This is a genomic window from Pseudomonas helvetica (assembly GCF_039908645.1).
In the GTDB taxonomy this organism is placed as follows: domain Bacteria; phylum Pseudomonadota; class Gammaproteobacteria; order Pseudomonadales; family Pseudomonadaceae; genus Aquipseudomonas; species Aquipseudomonas helvetica.
Map to the genome: position 1 here is coordinate 3,871,590 of NZ_CP150917.1, position 18,036 is coordinate 3,889,625.

The window sequence follows — 18,036 nt, forward strand, 5'->3', positions numbered from 1 at the left end:
TTCACACACCCTGAAAGAGAGATGATCCCATGAGCACTCGCCCTACTGTTCTCATCACTGGCGCCTCCACCGGCATTGGCGCCGTCTACGCCGAACGCTTCGCTCAACGCGGTCACGACCTGGTAATAGTCGCCCGAGACCAGGCACGCCTGGACGCACTTGCAGCCCGATTGCGCAGCGAACACGGCGTCGCCGTCGATGTGATTCCGGCGGATCTGACCCAACTCAGCGATCTGACAACCGTTGAGTCCCGCCTGCGCGACGACGCCCGTATCGGCATCCTCGTCAATAACGCCGGCGCCGCGTTGTCCGGCAACTTCATCGACCAAAGCACCGACAGCGTTGCACAACTGGTCGCCCTCAACACCACAGCGCTGGTGCGGCTCGCCAGCGCCATCGCCCCACGCCTGGCCAAAGCAGGCGACGGTGCGATCATCAACATCGGTTCGGTGGTGGGTCTTGCGCCGGAGTTCGGCATGTCGGTCTACGGTGCGACCAAGGCGTTTGTGCTGTTCCTTTCCCAAGGCCTGAGTTTGGAACTTTCACCTCAGGGCGTGTACGTGCAGGCCGTGCTGCCGGCGGCCACCCGCACGGAAATCTGGGATCGCTCCGGCGTCGACATCAACACCTTGAACGAAATCATGGAAGTGGACGATCTGGTGGATGCAGCACTGGTCGGTTTCGATCGTCGCGAACCGGTGACGATCCCGCCGCTGCAAGAAGCTGAACGCTGGGATGACCTGCAAATCGCACGTCAGGGTCTGCTGGGGCAAATCCGCCAGTCTGCGGTTGCCCAGCGCTACCACACTCAACAGTGATCTTTTGGTAGCGAGCATTCGCGCCGGATTCGATGCAGGCGTGCCAGACGCTGCATCGAATCCGGCCCGCTGTTCGGAGTAGAAATGAATCCAACGAAGACAAATACCCCCGCTGGCTCGCAGACGTCGTTCGTCGACGCGGCGAACCAGTCGATTACGGTCAACGGCATTCCCTTCGCCTATCGCGACACCGGCCCCACAACCGGTGTGCCACTCGTACTGTTTAACCATTGGGGCGCGGTGCTGGACAACTTCGACCCCGCGATAATCGATGGCCTGGCACAAACACGGCGCGTCATTGCCACCGACTATCGCGGCATCGGCGGCTCTGGTGGAACCGCGCCACTGACGGTCGGCGAAATGGCTGACGATGCCATCCAGCTGATACGTGCGCTGGGTTTCGAGACCGTCGACGTGCTCGGTTTCTCACTCGGCGGCTTCATCGCTCAGGACATCGCCCTGAAGGCACCCGAATTGGTGCGCCGATTGATTCTCAGCGGAACCGGGCCGGCCGGCGGCACCGGTATCGACAAGGTCGGTTCGGTGACGTGGCCATTGATGATCAAGGGCTTGCTGACCTTGCGAGATCCCAAGGTCTACCTGTTCTTTACTTCGACGCCCAATGGCAATCGAGCCGCATCGCAGTATTTGCAGCGCTTGAAAGAGCGCAAAAAAAATCGTGACAAAGGCCCGACGCCCAGCGCTTTCCTACGGCAGTTGAAAGCCATCACCGCGTGGGGCAAACAGGCGCCCCAAAACCTCGGGCGCTTGTGGATGCCGACGCTGATCGTCAACGGCGACAACGACATCATGGTGCCCAGCGTTAACTCGATTGCGCTTGCCAACTGCATTCCCAACGCACAGCTGGTCATTTATGAAGATGCCGGGCACGGCGGCATTTTCCAGCACTACGTTGACTTTGTGACCAAGGTACTGGCGTTCCTTGATGCCTGATAACACGGCGCAGCAACGCCGCAAACGCTCCGTCCACCCTCATTCCAACCGACAAGAGCCGCACAACGATGAAGGCATTTTTAATTGATCGCTATGGCAAGAACACCGGGCGCATTGGCGAAGTGCCCGCCCCCGCGGTGGGCGCCCGCGACGTCTTGATTGAGGTACACGCCAGCAGCGTCAACCAGTTGGATTCGAAGATCCGCAAAGGCGAATTCAAACTGATCTTGCCCTATTCATTTCCGCTGGTACTGGGCAATGACCTAGCGGGCATCGTGGTTGAGGTTGGCTCGCACGTGAAACGCTTCAAACCGGGAGATGAAGTCTACGCTCGCCCGCCCGAAGCGCGGATCGGGACGTTCGCCCAATTGATCGCCGTAAACGAAAACGCGATCGCCCTGAAACCTGCCAATACCAACATGGCACGAGCCGCGTCCATCCCCTTGGTCGCGCTGACCGCCTGGCAGGTGCTGGTCGAAACCGCCCAACTGAAAAGTGGCCAGAAAGTGCTGATCCACGCTGGCTCCGGTGGTGTCGGTACCCTCGCCATCCAACTTGCCAAACACCTCGGCGCCTTTGTCGCGACCACCACCAGCACCGCGAATGTCGAATGGGTGAAGGCGCTGGGGGCCGACCTGGTGATCGACTACACACAGCAGAATTTCGACAGTGTCTTGCACGACTACGACGTGGTGTTGAACAGCCTCGGCGCAGACGTACTGGAGAAGTCACTCAAGGTCCTCAAGCCCGGTGGCCAGCTCATTTCCATCTCAGGGCCACCCACTGCGCAGTTCGCGCAGGAGCAAGGGTTGTCCTGGCCATTGCAGCAAGTCATGCGCCTGCTGAGCCTCGGTATTCGGCGCAAGGCACGCAAGCAGGACGTCAGCTACGCGTTCGTGTTCATGCGCGCAAATGGCACCCAGCTGCAACAAATCACCGCGCTCATTGAGGCCGGAATCATCAAACCTGTAGTTGACCGCTCCTTCCCCTTTGAATCTACGGCAGAGGCATTGAAGTACGTCGAGCAGGGACGAGCCAAGGGCAAGGTCGTTGTTACGATCAAATGACTCCGCCATCTATCGATAAGTCGACCGCAGAGGCTGCGCAACGTTTGCCACTTCAGCAGTCATCATCCGGGGTGACTTCGCCAGAGTGGCAGAAACAGGAAGAGCTGCAACCGGACGTTGAAGTGAAAACAGGTGTAAACCTATTTCAGGACTGGACAGACAAAACTCGGTTATCCATAAATAAATCCGCCCCTTTCTCTCATCATAGCCATACCGAAATCAATTTATTTGACATTGACCACCATGGTCATGGCAAGCATATCGCCGAGACGGCGCCTAAACCCGAAAAACACAAAGACTGCGTCTAAAATACTAAACATCACTTTCGGAACGTTTCGTAACAGCGACTGAAAAATCGTGCACTTCGTATTCACAGGAAATCCTACTACGGACATCTTCAACAACCGTTTACCCACACTCTGGCCGTTCGGTAGAGCATCACAAAACAGAAAATAGCTGATCGCGAGAACCAGCAGAATATTATTGATCACGCTGTAAAAAAGCGCGACGCTGTAGGAGCTACTCGCCATGAGTTTATAACCAATCAATCCTTTCAAAAACATCAGAACAAACACAATAGACAGATCAATAAAATATCCGGCCAGGCGTTTGCCCGGACTGGCCAAATCATATAACGACTTCAATGCTTTGGATTCAGCATTACGCATCAAGCTCTCCACCATCTAAAAAAAACACAAAAAAAACGGACCAAAAAGCGGACAGATTTATTTTCAACGACTAAATCATTTATCAATAAATAAATCCCTCCCCTTTTCATGTCTAGATCTTGAGAAATACCAGTTCGTGCCGCTAAGTCTTCGCGCAAACCATCCCGAGCAAGTGGTGATACTGCCGGAATATCATCTACAGCCCCGATCACACGACCTTTTTGCAGCAACTATCCATTAGAAGAGGATTGTTTCATCCAGTCCTCTCTAAGCCCAACCAAAATATTCATAACATTAGAGTAAGTCAAGAACGGTAGAGAAAGCGACAAATGAAATGAGCCATATTCTATATCTAAAGGAACATAAAAATCCAAATCCCCTGAGCGCCCAGCGTTCAAAAACAACTCTACCTTCAGGTGGCTGTTAATGCTAGAAATGTCAGCAAACAATATTTTATCCACGATTTCATTTTTCCCAAAGGAAAAACCATCCACATATACATCTAGCCTGCCATCTTCTAGATTAGTAGAAAGTAATACCTCCCCCTCTTCAGCACCCTCATGAAAGCGCCCTCGACCTGAGGTCTCTATAGCTTTCATCCTTTTTTCAAGAGATCGACGAATCTTCACTGCCCAACCCCCTTTTCGTGCATCCTTGAATCGCAGTTTGCCAAGGACCAGGCAAACCCATCCCACATCTGAACCATCCCCCCCCCAAATGGATGACACCCAAACCGACACCGACTGCCGAACTGATCCTCCTCTCAAACTGAGGGGGGTGATCGAGCGTGTGAAGGGGAAGAACGATATCAATTCAGCCAAGTCTGATACCCGCGAGGAGCTTCGCAAGAACCTACCTGCTGCTCTGAAGGGCGGGGGGTATGTGCATCCGTGGCGTCCTTGAATCACTACTCACTGGTCAACTACGTCACCGTCCACGCTCATACGCGTGTTCAACTGGCGTCGCGTATTGCCAAAACAGCAACACGGCGGCCAGGTGGATCAAGACAAGGGCGTGACGGATTTACATGCGTTCGCCATAGATATTCCATTCCACTTTCAATCATCAATTCTGCCAGCACTGTGCGTATCGTTCGCACACTCCATAACGCTTGTCCAATTCGGCCATGCGCGCCCAGTTATTCGCCATCACCTCCTTTTGCAGCTGTTCATTGAGCCGGTGGTAGTACTGCAACATGGCACCGTTAGTGGCCAGCGCCTGGGTGACGTCAGTTGCTTGGGTATCAGGCACCAGCGCCTTGATGGAGGGTGTATCCAATCGGGAGAGGCGCGTGCGGTACTCAACTTTGTACTGATCAAACGCGTTGGCCTTTATCCCTTGCGTTTGAACCAGGTAAGTCGCGACGTTCTGTCGATATTGGACCCAATAGGCATCCGGCAGATCAAGGTTCATCTGCTGTTTGCGCTTGTTGACCACCAGATCGACGGCCTCGACCTGGGCGCTCTCGCTTAGAGAAGTGGCCCCGGGTTTCATCTCCGTGATGATACTCTGCGAGACAATCTGCTCAATCAATCCGTCACGTTCCGGGGTGGCCGGCAGGCCTTTTGCGGGCACAGGGAACAGGGCGTTAGCGCCCATGCAGCTTGGTATTCCTTTATTCACCAGCGGGACTGGTGAGCGCGCCACTTGGCCCGGCACCTGGTGCAGACGTTTAAGCATTGTCATGCACTGACTGCCGGCGCGATTGAACGTCAACTCGTATTCAGCGCCACTTTGCGGCGTGAAGGTGAAGGCCATGCCACACACCGAGCCTGTCCCTTGGGTATTCAAATGCAGCAGCAGCTCTTTATTCGGGGACAGCCGGATTTCCAGATAAGGCGTTTTATCAGAGACCGGTGGCATCGACATGTCCACTCGCCTGCGAGTATTGGCGAGGAACAAGTTATTGAGGATGCCCGTGGTTTGCCCACCGCAGTGCTGCTCATCGAGCACGCTCAAAGTGGCACTACTCATGTCGCTGATAAAACGTAGCTTGGCGGCGTCTAGCTCGGTTGCGTCCGGGTAACTGCCCGATACACTGCAGCCGCTCAAGATCAATGCGAAAGCCACGGCACCCAATACACGGCCCGTAAAAAAACTACTCATAGAGGGGTGTCATCCTTAACGCTTGAGTTGAGAAGTACTGCATCATAATAGGAAAGCCACATTTTGTTTCGATGGACCGAGGATTGAATGCACAAGATAAGTCAGCTGTTTGTGATTGGAGTCACAGCCTTAGTGGGTGCCTGCTCGGCATTGCCGCCCGAAATGGCCCTGGACTCAAAAGTCTATTCCGCAGAAAACGCAGGCCTCGTCCTGGGTGCACTGATCGAGGGCGGCCCCTATGGCACCTGGATCAGCTTTCGCGACGTGAATACCGGCAAAACCTACGGCTGGGCCCCTAAGGATTATTACTCGGCATGGCTGCCCGCAGGCACCTATGAGGTGAGTGACCTTGGCTCGCGTCGCGGCCTCATGGGGCCCTACTCAAAACCCCTGCGCTTTACCGTGACGAATGGCCAACTCAATTACTTGGGCGAGATGACGTACGGCTGCCCACTCGCTGCGCACCCAGCAGCCATCTATGGCGTCAAGAACTGCGGCATTCTTGCACTAGCAACCTGTACGGTCGACCACCCCAGCATTGCCGTGTGTGTGGCGGACAGGCAGGAACAGTCGGTTCGAACCTTCGTGAAACAGCACCCACAATACTCCGAGCTTCCGGTCAGGCCGGCAGTGATGTCGACGCATTAAGGAGGCGAATTGTAGTGGTCTAATGAAACCGGACACCCATTTAGGCGAGAATGCTCGCCAAATAGCAAAAAGGGGACGCCCATTTTCGGTTCAGTGCCGACCCACACGAAGGGGCCCGCCGAAGCATAGGTTGCCCAAACCAGCAGGACCAACGCAATGATGCTGGTAATCACGGCCGGGGAAACTCTTCCTGCCTCCGCTGCGCGGGCGAAACGTTCGCCCCTTCCGGGCAATACGTCTTGTTGATCCAGCGCTTAGGGCGTTGGTGTATCACACCATATCGTCTGCATGGACAAAGCACAGTTTGTTACCCTCGGGATCGCGGCAATACGCGCCAAAGTAGTCTTCCGAATACTGTGGCCGTAAGCCCGGCGCTCCTTCGTCCTTGCCGCCCATCGCCATCGCGGCTTCCCAGGCAGCTTGCACCTGTTTTTGTGAGTGGGCTGCAAAGCTGACTTGTGTGCCGTTCCCCCACGTAGCCGGTAATCCGTTAAAGGGCAACTGAACGAAAAATTGTGGCCATTTTCTTCCTGGGAGCCGCCAGCCTGCTCCAGCAGGGCCATCGTCATCTTCATCAGGCATACGCACCAACCCCAAGGTCGTGAGAACCGCATCGTAGAAAGTGATCATGGTAGCGAGGTCACGAGCGCCAATCTGAATGTGACTGAACATGTCTTCTCCAAAAAAATATATTCGAAATGTCTAGTCCTGAAACAGCTGTAAACCTTATTCAGGACGGGACAACATCCATAAATAAATCCGTCCCCTGTTCGTTACCTTTTCGTTACCTTTTCGTTCCAGCGGACGGTCAGCGATTATCGGCACAGAGGCAACAACCTGTAAGGACGGCGCGGTGGCGACTGTGCTTCATGAGCGAGTTGCAGCTGGGCTGTCGACGGGAGGGATGGCAAACAGATGCTCGGCGGCAAAGTCCACGAATACGCGGATTTTCGGTGAAAGATGGCGACTGGACGGCCACAATGCCCAGAACTGCCCTTGATCTTCGCTGTGACCGTCGAGCAGCGTTTCCAGGCGCCCTTGGGCGATAGCTTCGCGCGCCAGGAAGTCCGGGACAAATGCGATACCGTGCCCATCCACCACGGCCATCAGCATGGCTTCCATATTGTTCAATGTCAGAGCGGTTGGCAGGCGCAACTGCGTGAACTGGGGGGCCGAAGACATACTCCAGTCCATTATTTTACCCGTCGTGACAAATCGATAACGCAAGCACTCGTGATGCTCGAGGTCACTGATAGTGACAGGCCGTCCCTTACGCTGCAGATAGTCAGGTGATGCGCACAGGACAAACTTAAAAGGCCCCAACTTTCGGGCCATCAGCTTGGAGTCGGCCTGGCCGCCGCTGCGAATCACTACGTCAAAGCCTTCATCGATCACATCCACCAACTGGTCGTTGAAGTCCAGTTCCAGCTCAATCTCCGGATAGGTTTTGCGGAACCGCGCCAAATGGGGAAAAAGAAAGCGATAACCGATGGTGGGCAAGCTGACGCGTAACTTTCCACGGGGTTCCTGTGTGGCATGGGAAAGCATCGCCCGGGCATCTTGAAGATCGTCGAGGATCTTTCGGCAGCGTTCATAGAACAACTGTCCCTCCGCTGTCAGGCTGACTTTGCGGGTGCTGCGGTGCAATAACCGCACATTCAGCGAAGCCTCAAGTTTGGCGACGTTTTTGCCCACGGCCGAGGCAGAAATCCCCAACCCCCTGGCGGCGCTGATGAAACTGAGCGCCTCGGCGGTTTTTACGAATGAGATCACCCCACTAAGACTGTCCACAACTCGATTACATCCTTTTGGTTCACTATAAGTGGAATAAAAGCCCGTTTATCTTCGATTGTATCCTAACTAGAGTGTACGAACGATCGCGCGCCTCGGCCTGGACAGCACTGATACTTCATAGATATGCAGGGAATCACCTAATGAACTCAGCTACCGAACCGCTGCCGGCCCATGGCCGGCACTCCATATTGGCTGCAATTTGCCTCGCCGCCTTGGTATTGCCCATGAGCTTTACCGGCGGGGCAGTGGCCACGCCGTTCATTGGTCAAACCTTTGATGCCCATCCCACGGAACTGGCCTGGATCACCAATGCTTTCATGCTTAGCTTCGGCAGCCTGCTGATGGCCGCCGGCACCCTCGCTGACCTCTACGGGCGCAAGCGACTATTCATGTGCGGCATGGCGTTGTTTGCACTGGTGTCGATCCTGTTGGCGGCGGTCCCCGATATTTTCTGGCTGGACCTGTTGCGTGGCGTGCAAGGCATTGCCGCGGCGGCAGCCCTGGCCAGCGGTTCGGCGGCACTGGCGCAGGAGTTTGATGGGCATGCCAGAACTCGTGCTTTCAGCCTTCTGGGCACCACTTTCGGGGTTGGCCTGGCCTTCGGTCCGTTGTTATCGGGGTTGCTGATCGAGTACTTGGGCTGGCGTGCAATTTTCCTTTTCACGGCCCTGCTCGCCATCCTTTCCTTGATATTTGCCCTGCCGAAAATGCGCGAAAGCCGCGACCCGCAAGCACAGCGTCTGGATACGCCCGGCGTGCTGACGTTTTCCGGCCTGCTGATCATGTTTACCACGGCGGTGATCCTGGCACCTGAGCAAGGCTGGGGCTCGCCGGTCATCCATGCGCTGCTTGGCGCGTCGGTGGTCTTTTTGCTGCTGTTTATCATTGTTGAAAATCGGGCGAAACATCCGATGCTGGATCTGGGGCTATTTCTGTTTCCGCGCTTTGTCGGTGTACAGATCCTGCCGATCGGCACCTGCTATTGCTACATCGTCTTGATCGTATTGCTGCCGTTTCGGTTTATCGGCGTGGACGGGGCCAGCGCCTTTGAAGCGGGGCTGATGATGTTGGCACTCTCTGCCCCGATGCTGATTGTCCCGATCATTGCCGCGTCGCTAACTCGCTGGTTGTCGGCGGGCGTACTCTGCGCAATCGGCTTCGTGATCGCAGCGGCCGGGCTCTACTGGCTGAGTACGATCCCGGCCGGCACGCACGCGCAGATCATCGCGGCCATGCTGCTGACCGGTATCGGTACAGGCCTGCCCTGGGGTTTGATGGATGGTTTGTCGATCAGCGTGATCCCCAAGGAACGGGCGGGGATGGCCGCTGGTATTTTCAACACGACGCGGGTGGCCAGCGAAGGTGTCGCCCTGGCAATCACTGTTGCGGTGCTGACAGCCCTGGTCGCACACCATCTGAGCATCAGTGACTCGGTCAAACTGTCCGCTGTTGACTATTCAACTATCGCGCAACGCCTGGTGATGGGTGATATCCAGCACGCGAGCACCGACGCCAGCCAAATCCCGTTGACGATGCTGCGCTCGGCCTATACCGCAGGATTCAACACCTTGTTGCAACTGCTGGCGATGTTCACGCTGTTCACTGCCGCCGTGGTCTTTCTATTCCTGGGACGTCAAAACGAGGTCGGCGCCGAATCCGCGCCCGATGTCGCCCGTCTCTCATCGGATACCTGAAAGTCGCTTTGGAGCCATGCCTGATGTCACTCAACACACACTTCACGCCGCTGATTCTGGCGGGCATTGCCTTACTGTGCAGCTTGTCGATGGCCAATGTTTACTTCAACGAGGCACTGCTGCCGGTCTTCGCCAATGACATGCAGGACGTCGACAGACCGCTTTTGGCCGATTGCTACCCATGGCGATGGGCAGCAAACCCAAAGCTGCCTCTCAGAGAGCCAAAACTGAGGTTGTCACTCGTCAAACAGAGTCCAGCCATGGCAAATGCCGTCAAAGTCTTTTGCCGTAAAAAATAATACAAGTTCTTCTGGGTCAAATTTTTTGTACAGCCAGTGTCCAGAAACAGGGCCTCTCGTTATCACGTATTCCAAGCGGTACTTTTGAACAGCTACAGAACTGAAGGAGGCTGAATTCAACTGTAATCTGTCACCTTGGTTGAGCGCCCATAGTTTTCCAACAAGGCAATCATCAAGTACCACCTCTTCAGCTGTCTCCATCAGATGCCGTGTATGAAGTTTTTTTTGAAGCCTAACGCTTCTGGCCATAGATCAACCTACCTATAAACAGTCCGAGCATCGGCATAGTAATACTGGAACGCGGAGGTGACCGCTTTGAGTCGAAAACGCCCCTTCATAAAGACGCTCAAGCCCTGCGCGTAGAGCAATACTCCACAATGAGCTGAGTGACCGCTGCCGCAATCGCCTGATCCGCTTCAGGAGAGGTGAACAACCGAAATTGCACATCCGGTAAATCCGGTAACCCTTGTTCGGCCCCAAGAGCCACCAGTCCTTGCCCCAACTGGCTGAGAGGCATGGGCGCGACCGCGAAGCCTGCAAGCGCCGCCGCCCGCAACCCGGCAGCGCTGCTGCATAACATCGCCGTGCGTTGGGCGATCCCCGCCTGGGCCAGCCGTGTCAGCGCTGTCTCTCGATAAGGGCACGGCTCGGGGAACAGGGCCAACGGCAATGGCGTCGGTAACCGGGTGACGGGTTGCGCCGACCAGGCCCACACCAGCGGTTCTTGCCACAGCAGTAGCCCCGCTTCGCTGGTTTCGCATAGAGAACCGATGACCAGTTCCAGATGGCCTTGCTTCATCAGGTTCAGCAACGTGCCAGGAATGCCCACCTGCACGTCGATTTCCAGGCCCGGGTACTGCGCCGCGAAATCCTGAAAAGTGCGCAATAACCGCGATTCGACAAAATCCTCGGACACCCCGATCCGCAGCCGTCCGTGAAACGGCGTGCGCGTCAGTTCTGCCCAGGCATCACGGTTCAGCACAAGGATCGTGCGCGCATAAGAGACCAGGCGTTCGCCATCGGGAGTCAATTGCTGGGAGCGGGTGGTGCGCGTCAACAGCGGTTTACCAATCTGCTCTTCCAATCGCCGCATGTGGCCACTGACCGCAGACTGAGTGAGGTGCAGCTTCTGGGCGGCACGGCTGAAGCCTTGTTCATCGACGACAGTGACAAATGTCTTGAGCAGCAGTGTATCGAACATAGTTTTATTCGTGATCAATGGTGTTGGTATTTACGATTTATATTTCAAATCCAACTATGTTGCAATGCGCCCACTGCCCTACCCCCCACCACTCGAGGCGAACCATGACGACTCTTCTGCACATTGAATGTTCTCCGCGCAAGCAGCGCTCGGCCTCCCTTGAAGTCGCCCGCAGCTTCATTGCGCGTTACCAAGAACACGCCCCAGACACCGAAATCATCACGCTCGACCTTTGGAACATGGCGTTACCGGAATTCGATGATCTGGCCATGGAGGCCAAATACGCCGGGCTCAATGGCACCCCTTTGACCCCGGCACAACAAGACGCCTGGAACACGTTGAAAGCGTTGGCAAGTCACCTGCACCGCTCGGATGTGCTGGTGATGTCTGTACCGCTGTGGAACTTCAGCATTCCGTACAAGCTCAAGCACTTCATCGACCTGGTGTCGCAGAAAGACATCCTGTTCAGCGTTGACGCGGAGCGCGGCCTGGAAGGCATGTTGCTCAACAAAACCGCTGTGGTGATGTACGCCCGAGGCCTGGATTTTTCGGCGCAGTCGAGCACGCCGGCAACGCGCTTCGACTTTCAGAAGCCCTATGTTGAAGCCTGGCTGAAGTTTGTCGGCGTGACGGATGTGCATTCAGTGATTGTGGAGAAAACCATCCTGGGCGAAGACGTTGATCGCAGCGCGCGTGAGGCCGCGACTCAGCAGGCCAGGAGATTGGCAGACAGTATCTGTTGCTGACGTTTCAGGGGCTCGGTTGGTGTGGGCTGTCTCACGCGACAGCTCGCGCTTTCGCGTATCGCACCAGGCCGATCTTGATGCCGATCAGTATGGGCGCGGCGACGACAAACAGCAGGGCCACGGCGTAGAACGCGGTGTCGAAGGCAATCACCGTGGCCTGACCTGACACGACCTTGCCCAAGAGGCTCGTCGCTGCCCTGCCAGCGGCCACTTGATCCATCCCCTTTCCCGCCAACATCGCCGTGGTGGCCGTCAGTCGTTCGATGAGCGCGTTTCCCCCCGGGGTGACGTTGGCGCCGAGAGCCGCGACATTGATGACGATGTGATGGTCAATCAGGGTCTGGATCCCGGCGACGCCCATTAAGCCACCCAATTGACGCCCGGTATTGAACAGCCCGATGCCGAAAGCGAGGTTGCGGCTGTTGAGGTCGCTGAAGGCGATCAGCGTAATTGACAGAAACAGGAAGCCAAGGCCCAGGCCCCGCAACAGGATAGCCGCCATCATGTCACCGGCGCCGCTGTCGCTGGTGGAGCCGGACAGCATCCACATCGCCCCCATGATCAGCAGGATGCCGAAGGGCACTGTCGCAACCGGTGGAACGCGGCGCACTTTGATAAAAAAGGCAGCGATGAGCAGCGAGCCGACAAACAAACCGCCACTGGGCAGCAGGAGCAAGCCGGCGTCGGTCGGGGTGAACGCCAGCACCGACAGGGCGAATGCCGGAATCAGAAATGCGCTGCCGAACAAGGCGGCGCCAGCGACAAAGCTGACGATAAAGGCAAAGGTAAAATCACTCGATTTGAACACCGTGAAATCGAATACCCCCAGGCCTTTGGCCAACGCTTGTTGGCCGAAAAATGCCAGCAGCGCGGCGGTGCCGATCATTGTCAGCATCAGGATCCGAGGTTCCTCGAACCAGTCCCATCGACTGCCTTGGCTGAGCACGTAGGTGAAACAGAACAAGGTGGCCGAGATCAGGGAGAAGCCGAGCCAGTCGAAGGGGCGCTGCCGGACTTGGGCAGGCGATGGGCCGTCTGCAATGAGCAAAAGACCCGTCGCCGCCAGGGCCAGCGGTACCACGCTGAAGAAAATCCAGGTCCAGGACTGACTGTCGATCAACCACCCTTGAAGGGCCGGGGCAATAGTCGCGGGCGCAACCACCGAGCCCATGGCAAACAGGGCTTGAAGTATCGGCTGAAAGGCTCGCGGCCAGGCACGAAAAATCATCGCCTGGCCCGCCACCAGCAGGGTGCCACCGGCGAAGCCTTGAATGATCCGAAGCGCGATCAGCAGGTCCAGTCGAGCGATGATGGCGGCCATGCAGCACGCCAGGCCCATGGCCAGGGTTGAGCCGATGATCAGGTTACGCGCAGAAAAACGCTGCATCAGCCATGCGGCCATGATGAACCCGATCAGCTTGAGCGTGGTGTAGCCGACATCCAGCCAGGCGATTTCATCAGGTGTTGCATAGGTGTCGCCGATGATATCGCCGCGCCCGATTGATAGAACGGTGCCGGCGATCGCTTCCGTCAGTGTGGCCAGCACGACGCCCACGATGAGCAGGACGCCAGTCGTAGCCTTGGCGCCGCTCGGCGTTGCGCTGGCAAAGGTGTTCATGAGCCGCCCCCTTGCGTCACCTCCACCCGCGCGGACAGACCTGGCACGATGCGCCCCGGCAGCGGATTGTCGGCCAGCCGGATCTTGACCGGAACCCGCTGCACGACACGGACAAAGTTTCCGGTTGCGTTGTCAGGCGGCAGCAAGCTGAACGCCGCCCCACTCCCCGGCGCAAAGCTGTCGACCACGCCTTCAAGTGCTGTGTTGGGGTAACCATCGACCGTGATGCGCACGCGCTGTCCGGGACGGATATGTTCGAGCTGGGTTTCCTTGAAATTGGCCACGACCCACACATCATTGACCAGCACGATATCGAGCAGGGAAACGCCCGGCGTCACGAGCCGGCCGACACGAACCTGGCGGTTACCGACGACGCCATCCACTGGCGCGCGTACCACGGTGTAGTCAAGATCGATCTGGGCGAGATCGCGCGCAGCCTGTGCTTGCGACACGGCCGCCACGGCAGCCTCTCGCTCGGCCACATAGACGGCAATGTGTTGCTGTTGCGCCTCCACCGTTGCCGAAGCGGCCGATACCGACGCCTCGGCTCTGGAACGCGCCGTGCCGGTTTCATCGAACAAGGCCTGGCTCACCGCGTTGCTGGCGATCAGTTTGCGACTGCGATCGTGGGTCTTGGCTGCCAGATCCATGTCGGCGCTGGCTGAACGTCTTTGAGCTTCGGCCTGCCGAATCAACGCGCGCTGAAGCTGGGTCTGCGCATCGACATGGGTCAGGCGAGCCTTTGCCGCGCTGACATTAGCCTCTGCTTGCGCAAGCTTTGCGCGAAAGTCCCGGTCATCGATACGAAACAGGACGTCACCCGCCCGGACGGTCTGGTTGTCCACGACCTCTACCGCAGTGACATAGCCGGCCACCTTTGCAGCGAGTGAGGTCACGTCACCGCGAACATAGGCGTTATCGGTCGAGGTTGTGCCGCTCGAAACAGCCATGGTCCCCCAGGCAGCCACGACCACCACCGCGCCGACGCACAGCAGTATGCCGATTGTCTTGCGCGTGCTTCGCCGCGCCACTACGACGGGGGACCCGGCGATTGCCCCGGTGGCAATGGCGGCCGTGTCCTGGAGCGAGTTCATTTTTTCATTTCCTGTTCAATGCCATGCACTACAGCAGCCCAGGGCGACAGTGGCCTGCCGCCCGGCTGTCGAGCATTTATGAGCGCGTTGATCGGCTCACTTTTTGATAGGTGTAACGAGTGTCTTTTCGTCGCTGTCGAGGACGAACACGGCCAACAGGCGTGCAGGTTCGGTGTTGCTGGCGTTGGCGCTGACTTCGTGCACGGAACCCGGTTCCTCTACGAAGTTTTCGCCGACGTGGTAGATCTTTTCCGGCTGGCCTTTGACTTTGATACGAAACGCGCCCTCCAGGACCGTTGCATAGATGAAGGCCGTTTTCGGATGGGTGTGGGACGGCGACGCGGCGCCCGGCCCATACTCGACGACCACACCCTTCATGCTCTTGCCAGGGATGTTGGGAATGGGACGGTCAAACACGACTGTCACCTTGGCATCAGGCGGCTCAGCGGCCGACGCTGCGCTGATCGACAGTGCTGCGAAAGCAGCGGCTAAGAGAAATCGGGCAACCATGGCAATACTCCTTCGTGTGCAGGGGTTATGACGGCGCGCCCCACTACCGGGGCGGCGCCTTCGTGAGTTGTCCCTGGAGACCTCAGCGGCCCGCTTCGGCCGTTGACTGGCTGAGCCAGTCTTCGAAACGGATCGCGCCCAGGAGCGGGTTCTTGCCGGGGGTCAGCGATCGATCGTCAAGCACGGCGCCGTAGTAGCGTGCGTGTACGTCCGGTACGACCTGGCGAGTATCCTGAGTGGCCCGCAGAAAACGCCTGATCAACTCGTCGAGCGGCATAGCCTCGGGCCCCGCGACTTCGACCGTGCCATTGACCGGCGATGCAAGCACGACGTCGGTAAGTGCCGCCACCACGTCATCGGACGCCATCGGCTGGATCAGCGCCGGCGAAACGCAAAGTTCTTCGCCGACGGTAAACGAATGGGCAATGCCGCCGACAAATTCGAAGAATTGCGTGGCACGCAAAATAGAGTAAGGAATGCCGGATGCCTTGATGAGGTTTTCCTGCGCGACCTTGGCCCGGAAATAGCCGTTCTCGGGAAGCCGTTCGCTCCCGACAATCGACAGCGCAACGTGATGGCGAACCCCGGCAGCCGCTTCCGCGGCCAGCAGGTTACGGCTCGACGTTTCGAAAAACTCGAGGACGGCCTGGTCCTCCCACGACGGCGCGTTCGCCACGTCGACGACGATGTCGGCACCATCCATCGCTTGGGCCAGGCCGTCGCGAGTGATGCTGTTTACGCCCGTGCTGGGGCTGGCAGCGAGCACGTCATGGCCGCGCTCGCGGAGGTTCTTCACAAGTTTCGATCCGATGAGGCCGGTGCCTCCGATGACGACGATCTTCATGGGCTTTCTCCACGTATCGACTGCAACCATTGCGTCGGTGTAAGGGGAGATTGCCTGCGCGCGTGAACTTAGTCCTTGTGCCTGCTATGGGTTTCCCTCCACGAATGCTTGGTTTTACGTCCAAAGACGCCGCTGTCCGCCGCCGTCTCTGCCACGGACGGTGCGGCGGTTTTAGCGCTGCCGTATCATCAAATCAAATACTAATCGCCAGTCGCCCGGGACACGGAGTTGAGGGCGCTTCGCCAGGGGAACCGCACTTTGCCATTCGTATTTGAAGACTACGTGCTCGATGAGGAGCGCCGGGAACTCACCTTGCGCGGGCAAACCGTGGCCGTCGGACCGCAGGTTTTCGATCTATTGCTGCTGTTCGTCAACAACCCTGATCGTGTCGTCAGCAAAGACGACCTGCTCAAGGCGGTGTGGAGTGGCCGGATCGTCTCGGAATCGACGATCACCAGTCACATCAATGCGGTGCGCAAGGCCATTGGCGATACGGGGGAGGAGCAGCGCCTGGTGCGCACCGTCGCCCGCAAGGGCTACCGCTTTGTCGGCCAGATCAAGGTCGGCGGAATCGGCGAAGCGCAACAGCCTGACCAGCCTGTCATCGACGAACGCGCGCATACAGACCCGAAGGAAACGCCCTCCTCCTCGCTCGTCCTCCCGGACAAACCTTCGATTACCGTCTTGCCCTTCCAGAACTTGAGCGGCGATCCGGAGCAGGAATATTTCGCTGACGGCATCGTCGAAGACATCATCGCTGCCCTGTCGCGTATCCGCTGGCTGTTCGTCATCGCGCGCAATTCGAGCTTCACCTACAAGGGCCGGACGGTGGACGCCAAGGGCGTCAGCCAGGAGCTGGGCGTTCGCTACGTGCTGGAAGGCAGCGTGCGCAAGTGCGGGAACAAGGTACGCATCACCGGGCAGCTCATCGACGCGACGAGCGGGACACATATCTGGGCGGAGCGCTTCGAAGGCACGCTCAACGACATCTTCGAGCTGCAGGATCAAATCGCCGAAAGCGTCGTCGGAGCCATCGCACCGCAGCTCGAACGGGCAGAAATCGAACGTGCCAAACGCAAACCGACGGAAAGCCTGGACGCCTACGACTACTACCTGCGCGGAATGGCAAAACTGCACAACGGCACCCGGGAAGCCCTCGACCAGGCGCTGCCGTTGTTCTACAAGGCCATCGAGCTCGATCCGGAATTTGCATCGGCCTATGGCATGGCAGCCTGGTGTCACTTCTGGCGCAAGCTGAATGGCTGGATGACCGATCGTACGCAAGAGATCGCTGAGGGCGTACGGCTTGCGCGGTTGGCGGTGACGCTTGGCCGGGATGATGCAGTCGCGTTGACGCGAGGCGGACATGCATTAAGCCATCTCACCGGCGATGTTGACGGCGGCATTGCATTGCTCGACAGGGCACGTCTGCTCAACCCCAACCTCGCCCCCGCCTGGTACCTGGGCGGTATCCTGCGCACGCTGCGCGGTGAAACAGACGCCGCCATCGAGCAACTTACCCATGCCATTCGCTTGAGTCCGCTGGATCCGGAAATGTTCAGGATGCAGGTCGGAATGGCGCTCGCGCATTTCTTTGCCGGGCGCTTCGATCTCACGACGGACTGGGCGGAAAAGGCGCTGGGCAACCTGCCCAGGTTCCTCGCCCCGGTGGCCTTGGTGGCGGCCAGTCATGCCCTCAGCGGACGAATGGATAAAGCGCGGCTGGCGATGCAGCGTCTTCGCGATCTGGATCCCTCTTTGCGTATCTCCAACCTGAAAGACTGGCTACCCATCCAACGGCACGAGGATTCCACGCGCTTCGCCGATGGACTACGGTTGGCCGGGTTACCCGAGTGATCGTGGAACGGCTCCAATATCCCGGATAGATTATTTGCCGGTACCAACCTTCGTAACGTTTCGCCCGGGAGGTTGCCTGCAAAACCCCCAAGGGCTGACCTTTCCATCCGCCCAGCCA

General features: G+C 57.7%; 18 protein-coding genes. 8 read left to right on the forward strand and 10 right to left on the reverse strand.

What is annotated here, in order from left to right:
* Nucleotides 1-29 precede the first annotated feature (29 nt).
* From AABM55_RS17880 to AABM55_RS17890, 3 genes are all read left to right on the forward strand, one after another.
* The gene (locus tag AABM55_RS17880) at nucleotides 30-818 is read left to right on the forward strand and encodes an SDR family oxidoreductase (RefSeq protein ID WP_054597971.1); all 789 of its coding nucleotides are present in this window, start codon (nucleotides 30-32) and stop codon (nucleotides 816-818) included.
* Between the two features lie 84 nt (nucleotides 819-902).
* Nucleotides 903-1,772 carry an alpha/beta hydrolase gene (locus AABM55_RS17885; protein ID WP_347927166.1) on the forward strand — a complete coding sequence of 290 codons (870 nt, stop codon included), beginning with the start codon at nucleotides 903-905 and terminating at the stop codon, nucleotides 1,770-1,772.
* A 68-nt stretch (nucleotides 1,773-1,840) separates the two neighbouring features.
* A complete protein-coding gene (locus AABM55_RS17890; protein ID WP_347927167.1) occupies nucleotides 1,841-2,839 on the forward strand; it encodes an NADP-dependent oxidoreductase in 999 nt (332 codons plus the stop codon).
* A gap of 224 nt (nucleotides 2,840-3,063) precedes the next feature.
* Here the strand turns inward: AABM55_RS17890 and AABM55_RS17895 are convergent, their stop codons facing one another.
* The 3 genes from AABM55_RS17895 to AABM55_RS17905 form a co-directional block, all read right to left on the reverse strand.
* Complete coding sequence (locus AABM55_RS17895) at nucleotides 3,064-3,507, reverse strand: RDD family protein (protein ID WP_347927168.1); 444 nt, start codon at nucleotides 3,505-3,507, stop codon at nucleotides 3,064-3,066.
* 230 nt (nucleotides 3,508-3,737) lie between these two features.
* The gene (locus AABM55_RS17900) at nucleotides 3,738-4,136 is read right to left on the reverse strand and encodes a hypothetical protein (protein ID WP_347927169.1); all 399 of its coding nucleotides are present in this window, start codon (nucleotides 4,134-4,136) and stop codon (nucleotides 3,738-3,740) included.
* 436 nt (nucleotides 4,137-4,572) lie between these two features.
* Nucleotides 4,573-5,613 carry a hypothetical protein gene (locus tag AABM55_RS17905; protein ID WP_347927170.1) on the reverse strand — a complete coding sequence of 347 codons (1,041 nt, stop codon included), beginning with the start codon at nucleotides 5,611-5,613 and terminating at the stop codon, nucleotides 4,573-4,575.
* Between the two features lie 87 nt (nucleotides 5,614-5,700).
* On the opposite strand from AABM55_RS17905, the gene AABM55_RS17910 reads away from it, so the two are divergent.
* Nucleotides 5,701-6,261: a hypothetical protein gene (locus AABM55_RS17910; protein WP_347927171.1), complete on the forward strand. Its 561-nt coding sequence runs from the start codon at nucleotides 5,701-5,703 to the stop codon at nucleotides 6,259-6,261.
* A 270-nt stretch (nucleotides 6,262-6,531) separates the two neighbouring features.
* On the opposite strand, the gene AABM55_RS17915 is transcribed toward AABM55_RS17910, so the two are convergent.
* Both AABM55_RS17915 and AABM55_RS17920 read right to left on the reverse strand, forming a co-directional pair.
* Nucleotides 6,532-6,933: a VOC family protein gene (locus AABM55_RS17915; protein WP_347927172.1), complete on the reverse strand. Its 402-nt coding sequence runs from the start codon at nucleotides 6,931-6,933 to the stop codon at nucleotides 6,532-6,534.
* 195 nt (nucleotides 6,934-7,128) lie between these two features.
* Nucleotides 7,129-8,052, reverse strand: coding sequence for a LysR substrate-binding domain-containing protein (locus tag AABM55_RS17920; RefSeq protein WP_347927173.1), 924 nt, complete (start codon nucleotides 8,050-8,052; stop codon nucleotides 7,129-7,131).
* 143 nt (nucleotides 8,053-8,195) lie between these two features.
* Here AABM55_RS17920 and AABM55_RS17925 point away from each other — a divergent pair, with 143 nt between their 5' ends.
* Nucleotides 8,196-9,749, forward strand: a complete 1,554-nt coding sequence (locus tag AABM55_RS17925; RefSeq protein ID WP_347927174.1) for an MFS transporter — start codon at nucleotides 8,196-8,198, stop codon at nucleotides 9,747-9,749.
* 23 nt (nucleotides 9,750-9,772) lie between these two features.
* Nucleotides 9,773-10,048, forward strand: a complete 276-nt coding sequence (locus AABM55_RS17930; protein ID WP_347927175.1) for a hypothetical protein — start codon at nucleotides 9,773-9,775, stop codon at nucleotides 10,046-10,048.
* A gap of 346 nt (nucleotides 10,049-10,394) precedes the next feature.
* On the opposite strand, the gene AABM55_RS17935 is transcribed toward AABM55_RS17930, so the two are convergent.
* Nucleotides 10,395-11,249, reverse strand: coding sequence for a LysR substrate-binding domain-containing protein (locus AABM55_RS17935; RefSeq protein ID WP_347927176.1), 855 nt, complete (start codon nucleotides 11,247-11,249; stop codon nucleotides 10,395-10,397).
* Nucleotides 11,250-11,353: 104 nt separating this feature from the next.
* Between AABM55_RS17935 and AABM55_RS17940 the strand changes: the two genes are divergently transcribed.
* Nucleotides 11,354-11,995, forward strand: a complete 642-nt coding sequence (locus AABM55_RS17940) for an NAD(P)H-dependent oxidoreductase (protein ID WP_347927177.1) — start codon at nucleotides 11,354-11,356, stop codon at nucleotides 11,993-11,995.
* Between the two features lie 31 nt (nucleotides 11,996-12,026).
* On the opposite strand, the gene AABM55_RS17945 is transcribed toward AABM55_RS17940, so the two are convergent.
* From AABM55_RS17945 to AABM55_RS17960, 4 genes are all read right to left on the reverse strand, one after another.
* Nucleotides 12,027-13,613, reverse strand: a complete 1,587-nt coding sequence (locus AABM55_RS17945; protein WP_347927178.1) for a DHA2 family efflux MFS transporter permease subunit — start codon at nucleotides 13,611-13,613, stop codon at nucleotides 12,027-12,029.
* Nucleotides 13,610-14,707 carry an HlyD family secretion protein gene (locus AABM55_RS17950; RefSeq protein WP_347927179.1) on the reverse strand — a complete coding sequence of 366 codons (1,098 nt, stop codon included), beginning with the start codon at nucleotides 14,705-14,707 and terminating at the stop codon, nucleotides 13,610-13,612. Before AABM55_RS17950 ends, AABM55_RS17945 begins: the two co-directional genes overlap by 4 nt.
* 96 nt (nucleotides 14,708-14,803) lie before the next feature.
* Entirely contained in the window at nucleotides 14,804-15,217 is a 414-nt protein-coding gene (locus AABM55_RS17955; protein ID WP_103315922.1) for a cupin domain-containing protein, read from the reverse strand.
* 82 nt (nucleotides 15,218-15,299) lie between these two features.
* Nucleotides 15,300-16,061 (reverse strand): SDR family oxidoreductase, encoded by a 762-nt coding sequence (locus tag AABM55_RS17960; protein WP_347927180.1) that lies wholly within the window; start codon nucleotides 16,059-16,061, stop codon nucleotides 15,300-15,302.
* A gap of 258 nt (nucleotides 16,062-16,319) precedes the next feature.
* Between AABM55_RS17960 and AABM55_RS17965 the strand changes: the two genes are divergently transcribed.
* Nucleotides 16,320-17,918, forward strand: coding sequence for a winged helix-turn-helix domain-containing protein (locus AABM55_RS17965; RefSeq protein ID WP_347927181.1), 1,599 nt, complete (start codon nucleotides 16,320-16,322; stop codon nucleotides 17,916-17,918).
* Nucleotides 17,919-18,036: the final 118 nt, after the last annotated feature.